Source organism: Streptomyces sp. AC555_RSS877 (assembly GCF_019049245.1).
GTDB lineage: Bacteria > Actinomycetota > Actinomycetes > Streptomycetales > Streptomycetaceae > Streptomyces.
Window position 1 is genome coordinate 1 of record NZ_JAGMUK010000051.1, and the last position, 19,343, is coordinate 19,343.

Annotated in this window: 19 protein-coding genes, 1 tRNA gene and 1 pseudogene; 10 read left to right on the forward strand and 11 right to left on the reverse strand. The window is 71.7% G+C overall.

Features of this window, described 5'->3' with window-relative positions:
• Positions 1-655, reverse strand: a 655-nt coding sequence (locus KUM49_RS21895; RefSeq protein ID WP_217238598.1) for an SDR family oxidoreductase, incomplete at its 3' end; no start/stop codon positions are given.
• 15 nt (positions 656-670) lie between these two features.
• Positions 671-1,837, reverse strand: a complete 1,167-nt coding sequence (locus tag KUM49_RS21900; protein ID WP_217238599.1) for a phytanoyl-CoA dioxygenase family protein — start codon at positions 1,835-1,837, stop codon at positions 671-673.
• 106 nt (positions 1,838-1,943) lie between these two features.
• Here KUM49_RS21900 and KUM49_RS21905 point away from each other — a divergent pair, with 106 nt between their 5' ends.
• On the forward strand, positions 1,944-2,978 hold the full coding sequence (locus KUM49_RS21905; protein ID WP_217238600.1) for a LacI family DNA-binding transcriptional regulator: 1,035 nt from the start codon (positions 1,944-1,946) through the stop codon (positions 2,976-2,978).
• A 36-nt stretch (positions 2,979-3,014) separates the two neighbouring features.
• Here the strand turns inward: KUM49_RS21905 and KUM49_RS21910 are convergent, their stop codons facing one another.
• Positions 3,015-3,680: a hypothetical protein gene (locus KUM49_RS21910; protein ID WP_217238601.1), complete on the reverse strand. Its 666-nt coding sequence runs from the start codon at positions 3,678-3,680 to the stop codon at positions 3,015-3,017.
• Positions 3,681-3,801: 121 nt separating this feature from the next.
• Positions 3,802-4,965, reverse strand: a complete 1,164-nt coding sequence (locus KUM49_RS21915) for a Gfo/Idh/MocA family protein (RefSeq protein ID WP_217238602.1) — start codon at positions 4,963-4,965, stop codon at positions 3,802-3,804.
• Positions 4,966-5,073: 108 nt separating this feature from the next.
• On the opposite strand from KUM49_RS21915, the gene KUM49_RS21920 reads away from it, so the two are divergent.
• The gene (locus tag KUM49_RS21920) at positions 5,074-6,078 is read left to right on the forward strand and encodes a LacI family DNA-binding transcriptional regulator (protein ID WP_217238603.1); all 1,005 of its coding nucleotides are present in this window, start codon (positions 5,074-5,076) and stop codon (positions 6,076-6,078) included.
• 194 nt (positions 6,079-6,272) lie between these two features.
• Here KUM49_RS21920 and KUM49_RS21925 read toward each other — a convergent pair whose 3' ends face one another.
• The 3 genes from KUM49_RS21925 to KUM49_RS21935 form a co-directional block, all read right to left on the reverse strand.
• Positions 6,273-7,754, reverse strand: a complete 1,482-nt coding sequence (locus tag KUM49_RS21925; protein ID WP_217238604.1) for an MFS transporter — start codon at positions 7,752-7,754, stop codon at positions 6,273-6,275.
• A 132-nt stretch (positions 7,755-7,886) separates the two neighbouring features.
• A complete protein-coding gene (locus KUM49_RS21930) occupies positions 7,887-9,188 on the reverse strand; it encodes a sensor histidine kinase (protein WP_217238605.1) in 1,302 nt (433 codons plus the stop codon).
• Between the two features lie 91 nt (positions 9,189-9,279).
• A complete protein-coding gene (locus KUM49_RS21935) occupies positions 9,280-10,317 on the reverse strand; it encodes a zinc-binding dehydrogenase (protein ID WP_217238606.1) in 1,038 nt (345 codons plus the stop codon).
• Positions 10,318-10,507: 190 nt separating this feature from the next.
• Here KUM49_RS21935 and KUM49_RS21940 point away from each other — a divergent pair, with 190 nt between their 5' ends.
• The 7 genes and pseudogenes from KUM49_RS21940 to KUM49_RS21970 form a co-directional block, all read left to right on the forward strand.
• Positions 10,508-11,014 carry a MarR family winged helix-turn-helix transcriptional regulator gene (locus tag KUM49_RS21940; protein ID WP_217238607.1) on the forward strand — a complete coding sequence of 169 codons (507 nt, stop codon included), beginning with the start codon at positions 10,508-10,510 and terminating at the stop codon, positions 11,012-11,014.
• A 299-nt stretch (positions 11,015-11,313) separates the two neighbouring features.
• Entirely contained in the window at positions 11,314-11,964 is a 651-nt protein-coding gene (locus KUM49_RS21945) for a GntR family transcriptional regulator (RefSeq protein ID WP_217238608.1), read from the forward strand.
• Between the two features lie 46 nt (positions 11,965-12,010).
• Positions 12,011-12,760 (forward strand): PIG-L deacetylase family protein, encoded by a 750-nt coding sequence (locus KUM49_RS21950; RefSeq protein ID WP_217238609.1) that lies wholly within the window; start codon positions 12,011-12,013, stop codon positions 12,758-12,760.
• Positions 12,757-13,467 (forward strand): 4-carboxy-4-hydroxy-2-oxoadipate aldolase/oxaloacetate decarboxylase, encoded by a 711-nt coding sequence (locus tag KUM49_RS21955; protein ID WP_217238610.1) that lies wholly within the window; start codon positions 12,757-12,759, stop codon positions 13,465-13,467. The genes KUM49_RS21950 and KUM49_RS21955 overlap by 4 nt, the downstream gene beginning before the upstream one ends.
• Positions 13,464-14,576: a 4-oxalomesaconate tautomerase gene (locus tag KUM49_RS21960; RefSeq protein WP_217238611.1), complete on the forward strand. Its 1,113-nt coding sequence runs from the start codon at positions 13,464-13,466 to the stop codon at positions 14,574-14,576. The genes KUM49_RS21955 and KUM49_RS21960 overlap by 4 nt, the downstream gene beginning before the upstream one ends.
• On the forward strand, positions 14,573-15,523 hold the full coding sequence (locus KUM49_RS21965) for a VOC family protein (protein ID WP_217238612.1): 951 nt from the start codon (positions 14,573-14,575) through the stop codon (positions 15,521-15,523). Before KUM49_RS21960 ends, KUM49_RS21965 begins: the two co-directional genes overlap by 4 nt.
• Before the next feature lie 21 nt (positions 15,524-15,544).
• Positions 15,545-16,069, forward strand: a pseudogene (locus KUM49_RS21970) (MFS transporter); the annotation flags it as partial.
• Positions 16,070-16,129: 60 nt separating this feature from the next.
• On the opposite strand, the gene KUM49_RS21975 reads toward KUM49_RS21970, so the two are convergent.
• The 3 genes from KUM49_RS21975 to KUM49_RS21985 are packed head-to-tail and all read right to left on the reverse strand — an operon-like array spanning position 16,130 to position 17,999.
• On the reverse strand, positions 16,130-16,873 hold the full coding sequence (locus KUM49_RS21975; protein ID WP_217238613.1) for an MBL fold metallo-hydrolase: 744 nt from the start codon (positions 16,871-16,873) through the stop codon (positions 16,130-16,132).
• A complete protein-coding gene (locus KUM49_RS21980) occupies positions 16,870-17,025 on the reverse strand; it encodes a hypothetical protein (RefSeq protein WP_217238614.1) in 156 nt (51 codons plus the stop codon). The genes KUM49_RS21975 and KUM49_RS21980 overlap by 4 nt, the downstream gene beginning before the upstream one ends.
• Positions 17,026-17,057: 32 nt before the next feature.
• Positions 17,058-17,999: an alpha/beta hydrolase fold domain-containing protein gene (locus KUM49_RS21985; RefSeq protein ID WP_217238615.1), complete on the reverse strand. Its 942-nt coding sequence runs from the start codon at positions 17,997-17,999 to the stop codon at positions 17,058-17,060.
• A gap of 283 nt (positions 18,000-18,282) precedes the next feature.
• On the opposite strand from KUM49_RS21985, the gene KUM49_RS21990 reads away from it, so the two are divergent.
• Positions 18,283-18,356: transfer RNA gene (locus tag KUM49_RS21990), tRNA-Pro, on the forward strand.
• 534 nt (positions 18,357-18,890) lie between these two features.
• Here KUM49_RS21990 and KUM49_RS21995 read toward each other — a convergent pair.
• On the reverse strand, positions 18,891-19,343 hold a 453-nt coding region (locus tag KUM49_RS21995; RefSeq protein ID WP_302185467.1), incomplete at its 5' end, for a DNA-directed RNA polymerase subunit alpha C-terminal domain-containing protein.

Here is a 19,343-nt window from a genome sequence, read left to right on the forward strand (position 1 = left end):
CCCAGTTTGACCATCGGCAGCCGCGCCGCGGCCAGTCGTCGTCGGCGCCGTGGAAGGCCTTCTGCGTCGCGTCCTCGCCCTCGGTCGCGGTCCAGCCGATGTTCAGCCCGTTGATGCGGACCCGGTCGAAGCGGTGCGCGTGGGCCGCGTTGCGGGTCAGGCCGATCAGTCCGGCCTTCGCGGCGACGTACGGGGCGAGGAACGGCTGCCCGCCGTGCGCCGAGGACGTGATGATGTTGACGACCGTGCCGGGCGCCCCCCGGCCCACCATGTCGGCGACGGCGGCCTGCATGGCGAAGAAGGGCGCCTTGAGGTTGATGGCGATGTGCTGGTCGAACAGTTCGGGCGTGGTGTCGAGGAGCGTGCCCCGCGAGGTCAGCCCCGCCGAGTTCACCAGGCAGTCGACCCGGCCGTACGCAGCGACGACCTGCGTCACGGACGCCTTGGCCTGCTCGGCGTCCGCCAGGTCGGCCCGTACGAACATGGCCTTGCCGCCCGCGGCGGCCAGCTCCGCCACCAGGGCCTCGCCGGGCTCAGGGCGGCGGCCGGTGACGGCCACCACCGCGCCCTCCCGGACGGCGGCCCGGGCGATGGCGGCGCCCACCCCCTGGCTGCCGCCGTTGACCAGGACGACCTTGTCGTCGAGAAGTCCCATGTTTTTCAGGCCCTTTCAGCTCGTGCGGCGCTCGGCGCCGGTCCGCAGTTCGTCCCGCAGCGCCTCGGGTGTCCACGCCTCGCGCACCGCCCGCCGTACCGTGTCCGCCTGCGACGGCGGGGCCAGGCCGGCGACCGGCGGATCGCTGTCGAGGTTGGTGGGGAAGGCGTATCCCTCCGCGCTCGCCGCGATCACGTTGTCCAGCCACTCCTCGTCCGCGCCCTCGGCCCGGCGTTGCAGCAGCACGGGGTACACGGCGTTCGTGACCGCCTCGCGGTCCACCGTCTCCATCGCCCGCCCGAACGCCGAGGACACCTGGAGGAGGTTGGCCGTGCGCCGGATGTCCGTGGAGCGGTTGGTCCCGGCGGCGTGGAACAGCGCCGGGTTGAAGAAAGCCGCGTCGCCCTTGGCCAGCGGGAGCTGGATGTGCCGCTCCTCGAAGTACGCCCGGAACTCGGGCAGGCGCCACGCCAGATATCCCGGCTCGTAGGTGTGCGAGTACGGCAGGTACAGCGTCGGCCCGGACTCGACCGGCATGTCGCAGTGCGCGACCGCGCCCTGCAGAGTGAGCACGGGGGAGAGGCGGTGCACGTGCGCCGGGTAGGCGGCCGCCACCTCGTTGGACAGGAAGCCCAGGTGGTAGTCGCGGTGCGCCGTCTGCGCCGCGCCGCCCGGGTTGACCACGTTGACCTGCGAGGTGACCTGGTAGCCCGGACCCAGCCAGGCGGCCGAGACCAGCGCCAGGATGTCGTTGGCGTAGTAGTCGGCGAACGCCTCCGGGTCGTACCGGGCCGTCTTCTCCAGGGCGTTCCAGACCCGGTCGTTGGCGCCGGGCGTGGCGAAGTGGTCGCCGGCCGCCGTCCCCGAGGCGTGCTGCTCGGCGGTCAGCGCGTCGAACACGGCGGAGAGCCGGTCGACGACCGCCGGATCCGGGAAGGCGCCCCTGAAGACCACGATGCCGGGCCCGTCGGTGAGGGCGCGGACCAGTTCGGCCTGGACCTCGCGCCGGTCCTCGGCGGCGCGCAGTCGCGCACTGTCGTAGACCAGGACGTCGCGCTCCACCGAGGCGGCGTACGGGTAGTCGGCGAGGTCCGTCGAGCGCTCGACGAGCGAGCGCAGATCTGCCAGGTCGCAGTCCCGCTCGGACAGCCAGGCGCGGCGTTGCACGGAGGTGAAGGACATCGTCGTCCTCTCGATGACAGGTATGACTCGGCGCTGTCATTCTTGTCATTACAAACCCCTCGAACAACCGGCAGCGAGCCATCAAAAACCCTTCAAGGAGCCTCAGGTGGGCCACCCCTTCCCGATCCGGGAGATCGCACGTCAGGCGGGCCTGAGCGAGGCCACCGTCGACCGGGTGCTCAACGGGCGGGGCGGTGTGCGCGAGAGCACCGCGCGGGAGGTCCGGCAGGCCATCGCCGACCTCGACCGGCAGCGCACCCAGGTCCGCCTGGTCGGCCGCACCTTCATGATCGACATCGTGATGCAGGCACCGGAGCGGTTCTCCACCGCCGTCCGCGCAGCCCTGGAGGCCGAGCTGCCGTCCCTGCACCCGGCGGTCGTGCGCTCGCGCTTCCACTTCCGCGAGACGGGCCCGATCCAGGAACTCACCCGGACCCTGGACCGGATCGCCCGGCGCGGCTCCCAGGGCGTGGTCCTCAAGGCCCCGGACGTCCCCGAGGTGACCGCGGCCGTGGGCCGGCTCGCGGAGGCCGGCATACCCGTCGTCACCCTGGTCACCGACCTGCCCGCCACCGCCCGCCTCGCCTACGTCGGCAGCGACAACCGGGCGGCCGGCGCGACCGCCGCGTACCTCATGGGCCAGTGGCTCGGCGACCGCCCCGCCAATGTGCTCACCAGCCTCAGCAGCGGCTTCTTCCGCAACGAGGAGGAGCGCGAGATGGGCTTCCGCAGCGCCATGCGCACCCTGCACCCGGCGCGCACCCTGGTCGAGATCGCCGAAGGGCAGGGCCTGGACGCCACCCAGTACGACCTCGTCCGGGCCGCGCTGGAACGCGACCCGGAGATCCGGGCGGTCTATTCGATCGGCGGCGGCAACATCGCGACCCTGCGCGCCTTCGAGGACCTGGACCGTCCGTGCGCGGTGTTCGTCGCCCACGACCTCGACCACGACAACACCCGGCTGCTGCGCGAGCACCGCCTGTCGGCGGTGCTCCACCACGACCTGCGCCAGGACCTGCGCGAGGCCTGTCACCTCGTGATGCGCGCCCACGGCGCCCTGCCGCCGGCGGGGCCCACGCTGCCGTCGGCGATCCAGGTGGTCACGCCGTACAACATGCCGCCCCAGGCGACGGCCGGCTGAACCGGCGGCCTGGGGCGGGCCTTGCGAGGGGGAGTGTCAGTGCTGCGGCGCGGGCGATCCGGCCGGCGCGACCCGTCCGGCGCTGCGGTGGACGCTGATGCCCACGGCCAGCAGCCAGTAGCTGAGGGCGGCACCCATCAGCGCGGTCGTGCCCCAGCCGTTCGCCGCGTAGAAGTCCGCCGGGGTGTTCCCGAAGAACAGGGACGGCACGAAGGCCAGGTTGATTCCCGCCAGGACGTATGCCGACCGGCCGGTCCAGCGCGGCAGCAGCCGGGTGCGGGAGACGGCGTAGCCGAACGCGGTCAGGAACAGCGTCAGCATGACGCGGGAGATCGACCCGTAGAGGATGTACGTGCCGCTGACGTCGATGGTCGGATCGATCGGACGCTCGGCGGCGATGACCGCGCCCGCCTCGAGGCCCATGGAGACCAGGGTGATCGTCGCGTAGACCAGTCCCGTGGCGGAGGCCATCGAGCCGGCCCACTCGTGGGCGGGGCTCACCCGCCGGACCAGTTCGCGGAAGGCCGTCACGAACACGACCATGAAGGCGAGCGCGATGATCCCGAGCAGCAGCCGGGACAGGACGTTCGCGTCCGGCGGCGGGCCCGAGTAGACGAAGTACAGCGGCACTTCGACGATGAGCGCGGCCGCGGCGGTGATGCCCGCGAGGCCGGTCAGGCGCCTGGCGAAGGTCTCGTTCATGGACTCCCCCGAGTGTCGGTGGGCGGCTCGGCGTCGGCGTGCTCGCCGACACCTTGAAGCCTGCCGTCCCGGGGGCGCGCCGTCCCTGGCCCTGACCGCCGGATCGGGGGTGGTCCTACGGTCACCCTGCCCGGTGTACGTCCACCCAGGCACCGCTCTCGGCGGACCGCACCATCGCCTCCAGTGCGGCGGCGCTGTGCACGGCGTCCGTGAGCGTGGCCCCGTGTGCGGTGCCCTCGGCGATCGAGCGGAGGAAGCGGCAGGCCTCGATCACCTTGAGGTCGTCGTAGCCCATGGCGTTGGCGGAGCCGGGCTGGAAGGCCCCGTACTCGCCCTCGCCGGGGCCCACGTACACCGTGCTGACCGGCTGGTCCTGGTACCGGTCGCCGCGGCTGACGCCGAGTTCGTTCATCCGGCGGAAGTCCCAGAACACCGCGCCCTTGGTGCCGTGCACCTCGAAGCCGTAGTTGTTCTGCTCGCCGACCGAGACCCGGCAGGCCTCCAGAACCCCGCGCGCGCCGGAGTCGAAGCGCAGCAGGCAGTTGACGTAGTCCTCGTTCTCGACCGGGCCGAGCTCGCCGCCGGACGCACGGAGGTGACCTGCCGTGGCGCCGGTGGGGCGGGCCCGCTCCGGGACGAAGACCGCGGTGTCGGCGGTCAGGGAGGCGATGTCGCCGAGCAGGTACCGGGCCAGGTCCACGCCGTGCGAGGCCAGGTCGCCCAGCACTCCGCTGCCGCCCCGCTCCCGCTCGTACCGCCAGGTCAACGCCCCCTCGGGATGGGCCGCGTAGTCGCTGAACAGGCGGACGCGGACATGGGTGACGGTGCCGATCGCGCCGCTGCCGATCAGCTGCCGGGCCGACTCGACGGCGGGCGCGTTGCGGTAGTTGAAGCCGACCGCGCCCTGCACACCGGCGGTCGTCACGGCGTCGGCGACCGCCCGGGCGTCCGCCAGGGTCAGACCGACCGGCTTCTCGATCCAGACGTGCTTGCCGGCCTCGGCCATCGCGACGCCGATCTCCCGGTGCAGGAAGTTCGGCGCGGTGATGCTGACGGCCCGCACCCGCGGATCGTCGGCCACCTCGCGCCAGTCCCGGACGGCCGTGGCGAACCCGAACTGCCCGGCGGCCTCCTCGGCCCGCCCCGGCACCTCGTCGGCGACCGTCACCAGCTCAGGGCGCAGGCCGAGCTTCGGATAGTGGTGCAGCACACGGGCGTACGCCTGGGTGTGCACCCGGCCCATCCAGCCGAATCCGACGACGGCGACACCGAGCGTATCCACCATGATCCCCTTTTGGACCGGTCCATGAACTGTCCAAGCCACCCTGAGCAGGCTTTCCCCATGTGTCAACCCCTTTGACAAGGTGGCGTGCCGCATGGAACGGTCCACAGCATGAGACAGCCGACGATCCGGGACGTGGCCGAGAAGGCCGGCGTCTCCAAGTCGCTCGTCTCGCTCGTGATGCGCGGCTCCGACCAGGTCCGCCCGGAGAAGCGGGAGGCCGTACTGCGGGCGGTGCGGGAGCTCGGCTACCGTCCCAACGCCGCCGCGCGCAGCCTCAGCGAACAGCGCACCCGCACCATCGGCGTCCTCCTCAACGACCTGCGCAACCCCTGGTTCGTCGACCTTCTCGACGGCCTGAACCCGCTCCTGCACGAGCACGGCCTGCACATGCTGCTGGGCGACGCCCGCCTCAACCGCCGCACCGGCCAGGACCTCGCCCGGCCCTTCCTGGACCTCCAGGCCGACGGCCTGGTCGTGGTCGGCACCCTGCCCGACCCGGCCGCCCTCGGCACCGTCGCCGAGCGGATACCGGTCGTCGTCGCGGGCGCCCGTGAACCCGTCCCGCCCGGCGTCGACGTGGTCGCGGGCGACGACGAGCACGGCGCCCGGCTGGTCACCGAACACCTCATCGGCCTCGGGCACCGCCGCATCGCGCACATCGCGGGCTACGGAGCCGTCGGCGACCTGCGCCGCCGCAGCTTCGAGGCGGCCATGCACGCCCACGGCCTCGCCGACCAGGCGCTCGTCGAGACCGGCGACCTGACGGAGGAGGGCGGCTTCCGGGCCGCCGTACGGCTGCTCGGCCGCCCCGGGCGGCCCACCGCCGTCGTCGCCGTCAACGACATCACCGCCGTCGGCGTACTCTCCGCCGCCGCGGAACTCGGCCTGCGCGTCCCCCACGACCTGTCCGTGACCGGCTACGACGACACGAGCATCTCCCGGCTGCGCCACCTGTGGCTCACCACCGTCGACAACGCCGGCCACGAGGTCGGCCGCCGAGCCGCCCGCTGCCTCCTCGACCGCTTCGACGGAGCCCAGGGAGCGGGGCGGCTACACCTGGCCACGCCGACGCTGGAGATCCGCGGCACCACGGCCCCGCCGCTCACAGACTGATCGCGTAGGCCTTCCGCAGCGTCTCGTGCGCCGCCCACGTCGGGGGACCGCATCCGGCCGTCTGCCGGTGACGGCACTCGCCTCCGCCCCCGCGGCCGTCCTCGCGGGGCTGGGGCATCAAGCAGTCGGTGACATCCGAGGCGGCCGCCCCCGTCGTCCGGGGGCGGCGGCCTCGATCCTCGTAGGGCGTGCGGTCACACCTTGGCCGCGGTGACCTCCGTGGTCTCGGCCGGGCCGTCGGCGGAGGGTGCGGTCTGCGGTGCGCGGTGCTTGGGGATGAAGGTGGCGATGAGGAAGGCGACGAGGGCCGCCCCGGCGCCGAGGGCCATGACGACCTTGAAGCCGTTCTCCGAGGGGAGGGGGTAGCCGCCGAAGTCGGTGGTCATCTGGGCGAGGATGACGCCGGCGATGGCGCTGGCGAAGGACGTGCCCAGGGAGCGCATGAGGGTGTTGAGGCTGTTGGCGGCGCCGGTCTGGGTGGGGTCGACGGCGCCCATGATGAGGGCGGGCATCGCTCCGTAGGTGAAGCCGATGCCGCCGCCGATGATGCAGGAGACCAGGACGAGGTGCCAGACCTCGGACATGAGCACCGTGTTGAGGCTGTAGCCGGAGGCCACGATCAGCGCGCCGATCATCAGCGTGAGCCTGGGGCCCTTGGCCTTGGTGATGGCCGCGGACACGGCGGACATGGCCATCATGACCAGGCCCTGCGGGGCCAGCACCAGGCCGACGGTGAGCATCGACCTGCCGAGGCCGTAGCCGGTCTGCTCGGGCAGCTGGAGCAGCTGCGGCAGCACCAGGGACATCGCGAACATCGAGAAGCCGAGCGCGACGGAGGCGAGGTTGGTGAACAGCACCTGGGGGCGGGCGGTGGTACGCAGGTCGACCAGCGGGCGGCTGCTGCGCAGCTCGTAGAAGCCCCAGGCAAGGAGGATCGCGACCGAGGCGAGGCCGAGGCCGAGCGTGGTGACGGAGGTCCATCCCCAGTCGCCGCCCTTGGAGACGGCCAGCAGCAGGGTGACCAGTCCGGCCGACAGGCCCAGCGCGCCGACCAGGTCGAAGCGGCCGCCGGCCCGCACCTCGGACTCCGGCACGACCAGCAGCACCAGCACGAAGGCGACGGCGCCGAGGCCGGCGGAGGTCCAGAACAGGAGGTGCCAGTCCCACTCGTCGGCGATGAAGGCCGCGGAGGGCAGGCCCAGGGCGCCGCCGACGCCGAGGGACGCGCTCATCATGGCGGTCGACCCGGCGAGCCGTTCGGCGGGCAGGATGTCGCGCATGATGCTGATGCCGAGCGGGATGACACCGGCGGCCAGGCCCTGCAGGGCGCGTCCGGCGATCATCGGGATGACGGAGTCGCTGAGCGCGCACACGACGGAGCCGGCGATCAGCAGGACGACGCTGACGAGCAGCATGCGGCGCTTGCCGTACATGTCGCCGAGGCGGCCGACCACGGGGGTGGCGACGGCGGCGGCGAGCAGGGTGGCGGTGACGGCCCAGGCGGTGTCGGACGCCGAGGCGTCGAGGAGCTTGGGCAGTTCGGGGACGATCGGGATGACCAGGGTCTGCATCAGCGCGACGACGATTCCGGCGAAGGCCAGCACCGCCACGACGGCGTTCGACCTCGGCGGCGCGGATGACCCCGCTGCGGCGGGTCGGGCAGGGGCGTCGGACATGGCAAGGCCTCCGGTCAGAGCAGGGCGGGTTCGGTTCGATCGATATTGCTTGACTTACTCAAGCTAATCTCAATTGATTGACTTAAGCAAATTGAAGGGTGATGTGGCGAGCGCCACGGGCGGGACAGGGCCTCAGGTGGCCGCGGGTTCCTCCAGCCGGTACGACTGCACGGGCAGCTCGGCGACGACTTCGAAGCCGCCTTGCGGGCGGTGGCCCATGCGGATGCTGCCGCCGACCGAGTGGGCACGCTCGCGCATGCCGATCAGGCCGTAACCGCCGCCTGGGGAAGGGGAGTCGGGCGTTCTCGCGCCACCGGCGTTGACGACCGTGACGACCAGCCGGTCTTGGGCGTAGGCGAGCCGCACGTCGGCCGAGCCGGTCACGGCGTGCTTGGTGACGTTGGTCAGGGCTTCCTGCACGATCCGGTACGCCGTGAGAGCGGCACCGGCGGACAGGGGCCGCGGGTCGCCGTCGGTGACGAGGGTGACGGCGAGGCCGGCGTGGTGGAAGGAGGAGGCGAGGGCGGGGAGCTGTGCGAGGCCGGGGGTGGGCAGGCCGGGCGTGCTCCCCACAGGGCCGGCGGCGCCGGCCGCGGGCAGCGTTCGGCCCGCTGTGTCGGCCGAGTGGGTCGTACGGTCCTCACCGTCGTCCGGGTGGGCCCTACGGTCCGTCTGATGCCTCAACAGACCGACCGTGGACTTGAGTTCGCGCAATGCCGAGGAGGTGGTGCCGGACAGCTCGCCGGCGATCCTCTCCGCCTCGTCGGGCCGTGCGGGCAGCATCCGGACGACCGCGCCCGCCTGGAGGTTCGCCAGGACGAGATGGTGGGCGACGACGTCGTGAAGGTCCCGGGCGATGCGCATGCGCTCCTCGGTGACGCGTCCTCGCGCCTCCTCCTCCCGGGTGCGCTCCGCGTGCTCGGCGCGTGCCTGCACGGCCTCCAGGTAGGCGCCCCGCAGCCGGGTCACGGTGCCCAGGGAGGTGGGCAGCAGCAGCCAGGCGGCGGGGCCGAGCAGCTTGAGGACCAGCGGTTCATCGCCGGGGCCGACCACCAGGGTGACGCCCACCAGGAGGACGATGCCGGTGCAGGCGAAGGTGTTCGCGGTCCTGCGGTCGGTGCGGACGGCCAGCGAGTGCAGCGCGACCATCAGAGGGCCCAGCAGCAGGACCGTGAGGATGTAGCCGAGCGCCGAGACGGCCGTCGCGCAGGCGATCGTCACGGCCGTCGTCGTTCGGGGCCGGCAGCGGCGCCACAGCAGCGCGGCGCACGCGACTCCGGTGAGCAGGACGCCGGGCCACCACGGCACCCCCGGGTCGTGTCCGGGGAGGGCGACCAGACTGCCCGGCAGCGAGCAGGCGAAGAGAGCGGCGGCGAGTCCGGCGTCCACGGCGTGAGGACGGGCGGCCGGCAGTCGTTGCAGGTTGTCGATCATCGTGTGGGATTCCCGTCCGGTGCTGTCACCGCGGTGGCGACCACCACGGGTCCCTGCCTGCCGAGGCGGCGCGGGGACCCTGGCGGGTCCGTCACTCGTCGAAGGTGACGACGACCTTCTCCGCGGCACCGGGCGTCAGCGCGAGGTCGAAGGCCCGGTCGACCTCGGCGAAGGGCACCCGGTGGCTGATCAGCCTGGCGAAGCGGTCCTTGTGCTCCGCGAGTTCGGGCGTGACCTCGAAGATCTCGGTCGGGTAGCCCTGGGAGGCGATCAGGGTGAGTTCGCTGCGGAGCATGCCGCCGAGGTCGATGGCGTCGGACTTCTTCTGTACGGCCACCATGACGAGCTTGGCCTTCCACTTCGCGGAGTCGACGGCGGCCTGGAAGACGGCGGGGGCACCGGCGGCGTCGATGTAGATGTCGGTGCCGGCGCGGGGCTGGCCGAGGGCGTTGGCGGCCTGGCCGTGCAGCTCGGTCAGCCGGGCCGTGACGTTCTCGGAGGCGGAGTCGATGACGGCGTCGGCGCCGATGGCCAGCGCGGTTTCCAGGCGTTCGGGGATGACGTCGGCGACGACGACGTGCTCGATGCCGCGCAGCTTCAGCCAGATGGTGGCGCCGAGTCCGATCGGGCCGGCGCCGAAGACGACGACCTTGTCGCCGGGCTTGGCCTCGGAGCGGTTGACGCAGTGCCGGGCGACCGCCATGGGCTCGTTCAGGGCGGCGACGTTGAAGGGGACGTGGTCGGGAAAGACCGCGACGCTCTTGCCGACGACGGCGTCCTCGATGAGCAGGTACTCGTCCATGCCGCCCAACTTTCCGCCGCAGCCGATGATGCCGGAGGAGGCGTCCTGCGGGTTGACGACCACGCGGTTGCCCACCTTCAGGTCCGTGACCTCGGCACCCACCTCGACGACCTCGCCCGCGGGCTCGTGTCCCAGCGGAATGGCGCGTGTGGAGCCGTCGGCGCCGGTCGGCATGCCGCCCAGGTGGAGGAAGAAGGTGTCGGTGCCGCAGATCCCGCAGGCGCGGATCCGTACCAGCGCGTCCTTGGGGCCGGGCACGGGGCGCTCGACGTCCACGACGTCGATCTTGTTCTCGGCGCCGGTCAGGACGGACTTCATCGTGGCCATGGGGTCTCTCTTTCTCAAGGTGCTCAGTGACAGCTGTTGCCGCGTTCGTGCGAGGTCGGACGGGTGGGGAGGACGGTGACCCGGCCGGAAGGGGCGTGTTGCTTGACTTAGGCAAGCATAGGCATATTACTTAAGTCAAGCAATCTTCTGAATATCACTTGAGTCAGGCAACGACCCCTGAGGTGAATCCATGCCCGCGCACCCGTCCACCGCAGCACTCGTCTCCGTGAACGTGGCGGAGATCGAGCGGGTCCTCACCCGTGTTACGTACCTGGCCGGCCGCGCCCGGCAGCACGAGCGCCTGATGGCCGCGGCCGGACTGGCGCTGGACCGGGCCGCCGTGGCCATCCTGCGGCACATCGCGGAGAGCGAGCCGCTGCGTCCCGGAGCGCTGGCGGTCCGCCTGTCGGTCGAGGCGTCCCATGTCACGCGGCAGCTAGGGCAGTTGGAGCAGGGCGGGTACGTGATCCGGGTCCCCGACCCCGATGACCGGCGCGCCCAGCGCGTCCAGATCACGGACGCCGCTCTGGCGGCGGTCGAGCGCATACGGGAGGTGAGCCGCCGGGGCGTGGAGATGGCCCTTGCCGACTGGTCCGAGGGGGACCTCGAACACCTCGCCGTGCTCTTCCGCCGGATGGTCGGCGACTTCGTGGCCCACGCCGAGGACCGGCTCGACGTCCCGGCAGCCGCGTCCTGACCGACGGGGTGACGCCGTAAAGCGCCGTCCCCGCCGAATGCTCCGCCCGCACGCATGCCCTGCTGCGGCGAACTCTTCCCGGGCGACGCCAGGTGCCGGACCCGCCGCGGGCCCCGCCTGCATCCGCATCCGCCGTGGCTTCACTTACCGGCTGGGCCGCGCCCCCACTGCACTGCTCACCGGACGTCCTGCGGAACGCTCCTGGGGGAGCTCCATGCCCGCATACGGCCGACAGAATTGTTGACAATCTTGTCTGGCTAGATTTAGGTTCGACAGGCACTCACTCAGGGAGGGCAACGATGCCGAAAGAAGCCCGTCCGAGCACCGGAGAGCAGGCCAGACAGTACGCGCTCGCGCAACTGCGGCAGGCGATCGCGCAAGGCGGGATGGCACCGGCGCAGCGGCTGGTGGAGAACGAGCTCGCCGAGCAGTTCGGTGTGACACGGGCCAGCATCCGTGCGGCGCTGATCGACCTGGAGTCCCAGGGGCTCGTCGAGCGGATCCGCAACCGCGGCTCGCGGGTACGGGTGGTGACCGTGGACGAAGCGGTCGCCATCACCGAGTGCCGCATGGTCCTCGAAGGACTGTGCGCGGCGAAGGCGGCCGTCGCGGCCAGCGACGAGCAGCTCGGTGAACTGACCGCCCTCGGCACGGCGATGACCAAGGCCGTGGCGGACGGCGAGCCCGTGACCTACTCCGACCTCAACCACGAACTGCACACCAGGATCCGGGAGTTCTCGGGGCAGCAGACCGCACTCGAACTCCTGGAGCGGCTCAACGCCCAACTGGTGCGCCACGGTTTCCAGTTGGCGCTGAGGCCGGGACGTCCGCAGCAGTCCCTGAAGGAGCATCTGGCGATGATCGAGGCGATCAGGGCCAGGGACCCGCAGGCGGCCGAGACGGCCGTCCGTGCCCACCTCACCAGCGTGATCGAGGCGCTGCGCGACTGAGCTGCGCGAGGCGGGCGCCCATCCACCCCCAAGGAGAAGCCGAGCAATGACGCACCCAGGCGCGCCCGCCACCCCCCGATCGACACTCGTCGTCACCGCGCACGCCGGGGACTTCGTATGGAGAGCCGGCGGAGCCATCGCCCTGGCCGCCTCCCGCGGGGAGAAGGTCACCATCGCCTGCCTGACGTTCGGCGAGCGGGGCGAGTCCGCCAAGGCCTGGCGCGAGGGCAGGAAGCTGGACGAGATCAAGGCGATACGCCGGGACGAGGCCGAGCGGGCCGCCACCACCCTCGGCGCCGAGGTCCGCTTCTTCGACGCCGGCGACTACCCGCTGCTCGTCAGCCCCGAGCTCACCGACCGGCTCGTCGAGGTCTACCGCGACACCCAGCCCGACGTCGTCCTCACCCACCCGGCCGAGGACCCGTACAACGGCGACCACCCGGCCGCGAGCCGGATGGCACTGGAGGCCCGGGTCCTCGCCCAGGCGATCGGCTATCCCGGCCCCGGTGAGATCATCGGCGCCCCGCCGGTGTTCTTCTTCGAACCGCACCAGCCCGAGATGAGCGGCTTCAAGCCCGAGGTGCTGCTCGACATCACCGAGGTGTGGGACACCAAGCGCAAGGCCATGGAGTGCCTGCGTGCCCAGCAGCACCTGTGGGACTACTACACCGACCTCGCCGTGCGCCGAGGCGTGCAGCTCAAGCGCAACGCCGGCCCGAACCTGGGGCTCGCGCACAAGACCATGGCCGAGGCCTACATGCGCCCGTACCCGCAGATCGCGAAGGAGCTGGCATGAGCGGCGTCATCGTCACCAACCCCCCGAAGGCTGACGTGAGGGACGTCGACGCGCTGGCCGGCCACGGCGTGGCCACCGTCAGCGAGGCCATGGGCCGCACCGGTCTGCTCGGGCCGGAGATCCGCCCGATCCAACAGGGTGTACGGGTCGCGGGCACCGCGGTCACCGTGCTCAGCTGGCCCGGTGACAACCTCATGATCCACGCCGCCGTCGAGCAGTGCGGCGAGGGCGACATCCTGGTCGTCACCACCACCTCCCCGTGCACGGACGGCCTGTTCGGGGAGCTGTTCGCGACCGCCCTCCAAAGGCGCGGGGTGCGCGGCGTCGTCATGAACACGGGCATCCGTGACACCCAGGAACTGCGGGAGATGGGCTTCGCCGCCTGGTCCCGGGCGGTCTCCTCGCAGGGCACGGTCAAGGCCACCGGCGGTTCGGTCAACGTGCCGATCGCCATCGACGGCCAGGTGATCCGGGCCGGCGACGTGGTCCTCGCCGACGACGACGGCGTGGTGGTCGTACCGCGTGAGCGGGTGCGTGCCACCGTCGAGGCGTCCGAGGCCCGCGAGGCCAAGGAGGCCAAGGCCCGCGCCGCCTTCCTCGACGGCCAACTCGGCCTGGACCGCTACGGGTTGCGCGACACCCTCAAGCGCCTCGGCGTCGAGTACCGCAGCTACGAGGAGTACGCCGGCGAGGGGGCGCGGTCGTGACCCGCGGGTCCGAGGAGGTGCCCTGCCTGCTGATGCGGGGCGGCACCTCGAAGGGTGCCTACTTCCTCGCCGACGACCTGCCCGCCGAACCGGCCCTGCGTGACGCGCTGTTGCTGCGGATCATGGGCAGCCCCGACGAGCGGCAGATCGACGGCCTGGGCGGCGCGCACCCGCTCACCAGCAAGGTGGCCGTGGTCTCGCCCTCCGCCGACCGGCGGGCCGATGTCGACTACCTGTTTCTCCAAGTCGCCGTCGGCACACCCGAGGTGAGCGACCGTCAGAACTGCGGGAACATCCTCGCCGGCGTCGGCCCGTTCGCCGTCGAACGCGGGCTGGTGGCGGCGGGCGAGCGGGAGACCTCGGTCCGGATCCGCATGGTCAACACCGGCGACCACGCCACGGCGACCTTCCCGACCCCCGGCGGCCGCGTGGACTACACGGGAGACGCCGAGATTTCGGGCGTGCCGGGGACGGCCGCACCGGTCGTGATCGAGTTCCCGCCCGGCGCCGGGAAGCTGCTCCCCACCGGCAACGTCCGGGACGAGATCGACGGCGTACCCGTGACCTGCGTGGACAACGGCATGCCGACGGTCCTCATCGAGGCCGCCTCGCTCAAGGTCACGGGCTACGAGTCGCCCAAGGACCTGGAGGAGGACGTGGCACTCGCCGACCGGCTGCTCACCATCCGCCTGGAGGCGGGCCGCCTGATGGGCCTCGGTGACGTCTCGAACGCCACGGTGCCCAAGATCACGCTGCTCGCCGCGCCCAGGAACGGCGGCGCGGTCACCACCCGCACCTTCATCCCGGTGCGCTGCCACACCTCGATCGGGGTGCTCGGCGCGGCCGGCGTGGCCGCCGGACTGCGGATCGAAGGCGCCGTGGGGGCCGAGCTCGCGGAACTCGAGACCGGCAGCGACCGCGTGCGCATGGAACATCCCACGGGGTTCCTGGACATCGACAGCAGCCTCGCGACCACTGACGAGGGCCTGCCCTCCGCCCGCCGTACCGCCGTCGTCCGCACCGCCCGCAAGCTCTTCGACGGCACCGTGTTCCCCCGGTCCGCCGAGACGGCATCGATTCCCAGGCGACCCCAAGGAGGTCAACGATGACTCCGCCGCTCGGCGACATCGCACACATCGGCCACGCCCAGCTGTTCACCCCGGACCTGGACGCCAGCGTCGCCTTCTTCGCCGACTATCTGGGGCTCACCGTCAACGGGCAGGACGGCGACACGGTCCGGCTGCGGACCTTCGACGACTACGAGCACCACAGCCTTGTCCTCACCGCCCGCGAGCAGCCCGGCCTCGGCCGGCTCGCCCTGCGCACCTCCAGCGAGGAGGCACTCCAGCGCCGGGTCAAGGCGGTCGAGGAGGCGGGCGGCACCGGCCACTGGGCCGAGGACGAACCCGGCCTCGGCAAGCTCTACGTCACCACCGACCCGGACGGCCACGAGCACGCCCTGTACTGGGAGAGCGAGCACTACCGGGCCCCCGACGAGCTGAGGCCGGCGCTGAAGAACCAGCCGCAGGCCAAGCCCAACCGGGGGGTGGGCGTACGCCGCCTGGACCACGTCAACTTCCTCGCCGCCGACGTGCTCGCCAACGCCGAGTTCCAGCAGTACGTTCTCGGCGCCCGGCCCACCGAGCAGATCCGCCTCGACACGGGCAAGATCGCGGCGCGCTGGCTGACGTACACCAACAAGTCGTACGACGTCGTCTACACCTCGGACTGGACCGGGAGCGCCGGCCGACTGCACCACATCGCCTTCGCGACCGACACCCGCGAGGACATCCTGCGCGCGGCCGACCTCGCGATCGACACCGGTGTGTTCATCGAGACGGGTCCGCACAAACACGCCATCCAGCAGACGTTCTTCCTCTACGTCTACGAGCCCGGCGGCAACCGCATCGAGCTGTGCAACCCGCTCACGCGGCTGGTGCTGGCGCCCGACTGGCCGCTGATCACGTGGACCGAGGAGGAGCGGAAGAAGGGGCAGGCCTGGGGGCTGAAGACCATCGAGTCCTTCCATACGCACGGCACGCCGCCGGTCGCGTAACGCCGGTCGCGCAACGCCCTCGAACTGGGCTCCGCCCTCTCCTTCGTGGTCGTCTTCAACCTCGGCGGCATCGTGGGCATGCTGGCCGCCGGCCGGGCAGCGGATCTCCCCCACCCTCGGCTTCGCTCGGGCGGGGGGACCCCCACCGGCGCCCCGCGCATCTCGGCGATCTGGTTCGCGCTGACCGCTGCGGGCGTCTTCCTGCTCAGCGTCCACATGCCGATGAGCTCGACGATGATCGTCGTCTTCCTCACGGGTGTCTTCCTCAACAGCCCCCAGACGATGATCTACGCGACGGTCTCCATCCGCTCCCACGCGGACAGCCGCGCCACCGCCGTCGGCTGGACCTCCGGCATGGGCCGCTTCGGCGCCGTCTTCGGCCCGTGGCTCGGCGGCCAGCTCCTCGCCGCCGGCAACGGCGACTGGGGCTTCACCGCCTTCGCCCTCGCCGGACTGTCGTCCATGGTCTTCATCGGCATCGCCGCGCTGCGCGGCCCCCGGCAGACGCCCAAGAGCGCCGAGCAGAAACTCGTCAGCGCTCACTGAGCAGTGAGCCGCGGGGGAGAGAACGGACGCCGGCCACCGCAGTGCACGCGGCGGCCGGCGTCAGAGGTCGATGACCAGACCCGGGGTGGCGACGCCCACGGGGCGGACGCAGCCTTCCGCGGCCGCCTTCACGGCCTCCGCAGGGTCGGTGCCCGGCCACAGGTGCGTGAGCAACAGCCGGGCCACGTCCGCCTGTCGGGCGTACTGGCCGGCCAGCCGTGCGGTCAGCAGGTACGGCGCGTCCGTGGGGGAGGGAACCTGGTGGACGTACGTGGCTTCGGACAGGAAGAGATCCGCGCCTTCGGCGAGGCGCGGAATGTCGTCGCTGGGACCGGTGTCGCCCGTGTAGACGAGCACGGACTCGGGAGTACGGAGCCGGATGCCGGCATTGGGCACGAAGTGCGGCAACAGCCGGGTGTCGGCGGTGAACGGGCCGATCTCCAGCCGCTCGCCGGGGCGGAACCCGTGCACACGGTAGGCACCGGCGAGCATGCTCGGCTTGTCGAGGGCCAGCACGGCGTCCACGGCGCCGTGGGGCGCGAAGACGGGCAGGGCCTCAGGCGGGGCGTCGCTCAACCCCCGTGCGCGCAGCAGGGGGTTGAGGTCGGCGCAGTGGTCGGGGTGGCCGTGGCTGACCAGGACGGCGTCGATCGTGTCGACCGTGGTGTGCAGGAGCAGCCGGGGCAGCGTGGCGTATCCGGGATCGACGAGCAGCCGGAAGCCCGCGTATTCGACGAGGTAGCCGCTGCACGCCCGGGTGGCGGTGGGCCAGGCGCCGCAGCCGCCGAGAACCGTCAGTCTCATGGCAGAACACTAACGGCGCTTCCCGTGCCGAGGTCGAACCGCTCCGGCTTGGTCACCTCACCGTCGACCCCCACCTCCGCCTCGCCCTTGAGGACCGTCACGTCCTCGTCGCAGTCCGACTCGCGCGATTCGCCGGGCCGTTCGGCACGCACGCCGAGGGCGCCCCGTAGGCGAACGAATCTCCTCAGGAGCGGACGGCCTCCCGTACATGGCGGGCGATCAGCGCGTACGTCTCCCGCGCCTTCTCGTCGTCCGAGCCGTCGTAGCCGTGGTCGGCCCCGGCCACGTCGTGGTGCCCGACCAGGGACCCCGTCCTCCGCAGCCGGTCGGCATAGCTCACGGCCTCCGCCCGCAGCAGGTCGTACTCGGCCGTGACGACGAGGGCCGGGGCGATGCCCGTCAGATCCGCGGTGTCGCAGGGGTGGGCGGGCGACACCAGCCGGTCGGTGCGCAGCCGGACGTCCGGGACGTACGACGTGTCGAAGACGTCGGCCATCCAGGGCCGCAGCATCGGCCGGTCGACGGCGGCGCGCTTGTGCCGGGCACCGGTCGCGAGGTCCAGCGGGGGATAGTGCAGGACCTGGAGCGCGATCGGGGGACCGCCCTCTTCGAGCGCCTGGCGCGCCACGGCCGCGGCCAGCCCGCCGCCCGCGCTCTGCCCGCCCACGGTGAGGCGGCTGCCGGCCCAGCCGTGTTCGGCACCGTGCTCGGCGACCCAGCGGACGACCTCGTACGCCTGCCTCGGCGGAGCCGGGAACGGGTGTTGCGGGGCGACCACGTAGTCCACGTTGATCACCACGACCCCCGCCTGTGCGGCGAGGAAGCGGCACAGCGGGTCGTCCAGCTCCGTGAGCGACATGACGTAGCCGCCGCCGTGGAAGTTGACGTGCACCGGCGGCGCCGCCTCGCCGGCCTCTTCGGCCGCGGGCAGGTACACCGTCACCCGGGCCGGGGCGATGGCGGTGGGGATGGTCAACTCCCGTATTGTGCGCGGGAATTCGGGGAAGCGGGCGTGCGAGGACGCCGCCGAGCCGCGTCCGCCGGAGCGCCGGTCGGCGAGCAGGGTCATCCGTTGCATCGTCTTGGCGGCGAGGACGGCCACCGCCGGCCGGGCCAGGAGAGGCATGTGGCTCCGTTCACTGGGACTGCGGCGGCCCGGGGGCGGGTCTGCGCCTGACGGGCAGCATGCCGACGCAGGCGCCGCCGGTGCTGCCGGTGCCAAATTTACTTGAGTCAGGCAATAAAAAGCTAGGGTGTGGATCTCGGCGCGGGGCGCGCACCGGCCCCGCCGACCAGACCGGCGCCGCGGGAGCAGGAGACCGTGGGCCACGGCTGACCCGCGCGCATGGGGTAGGGTTGACCCGCGTGCTCACACGGTGTCCTCACATGGATGCCTGGGGAGAGCGCACCGGGACGTGGCGCAGCTTGGTAGCGCACTTGACTGGGGGTCAAGGGGTCGCAGGTTCAAATCCTGTCGTCCCGACTTTACGAAGTCGCAGGTCAGGGGCCGTTTCAGAGAAGATCTGAAACGGCCCCTCGATCATTTGGGCGGCACACCCGTCGAGTCCTCTCCGGCAACTGTCGTCCCTGCATCGCATCTGATGGGGCGTGACATGACGACGAGTCCCAGAATCCTGACGGCTCCCCGGGTCCGGGACCGCCCGCGGTGGGGCGGAATTCCGGAAGGGTGAGGGACCGGCCGGTCGCCACGGCCCTCATCGCTTCGGCCGTCATCCGGCCCTCCGCTGCCCCGCCTCATGCGAGGCGGGAGGCAGCGAGCCGGCTTTGCGCGCGTGGCGCGCCCGCGGACACCAAGAGGACCGACCGTGTGGCCCGGCAATCCGCGGGCCGGCCGAGCAGCGGCTTCAGCCGAGCTGCGCCGCTTTGTCGCGTGGCTGCCTTCGCCAGGGTGGGGGCGGGCGCGGACCCGGCCGAGGGCGCCCAGCGGGCAGGGAACCGGGTGAAGGTTCTCCTGCCCCCATCGCGACGTGTTGCTACGACCGGCGCAGCGCGGTGTTCAGTACTGCTCGGTCTCGACGAAACCCCCGTCCGCGTCGTCGTCCGCGCCCAGTGCGGCGGCGGTCGGGTCGAATCCGGGCGGGGAGTCCTTGAGTCCCAGGCCCATGCCGGCGAGCTTCGCCTTGACCTCGTCGATGGACTTCGCACCGAAGTTGCGGATGTCCAGGAGGTCGGCCTCGGAGCGGGCGACGAGCTCACCCACGGAGTGGACGCCCTCGCGCTTGAGGCAGTTGTACGACCGGACGGTGAGGTCGAGGTCCTCGATCGGCAGGACCAGGTCGGCGGCCAGGGCGGCGTCCGTGGGGGACGGGCCCATGTCGATGCCCTCGGCGTCGATGTTGAGCTCGCGGGCGAGACCGAACAGCTCGACCAGGGTCTTGCCGGCCGACGCCATGGCGTCACGCGGACGCATGGCCTGCTTGGTCTCGACGTCGACGATCAGCTTGTCGAA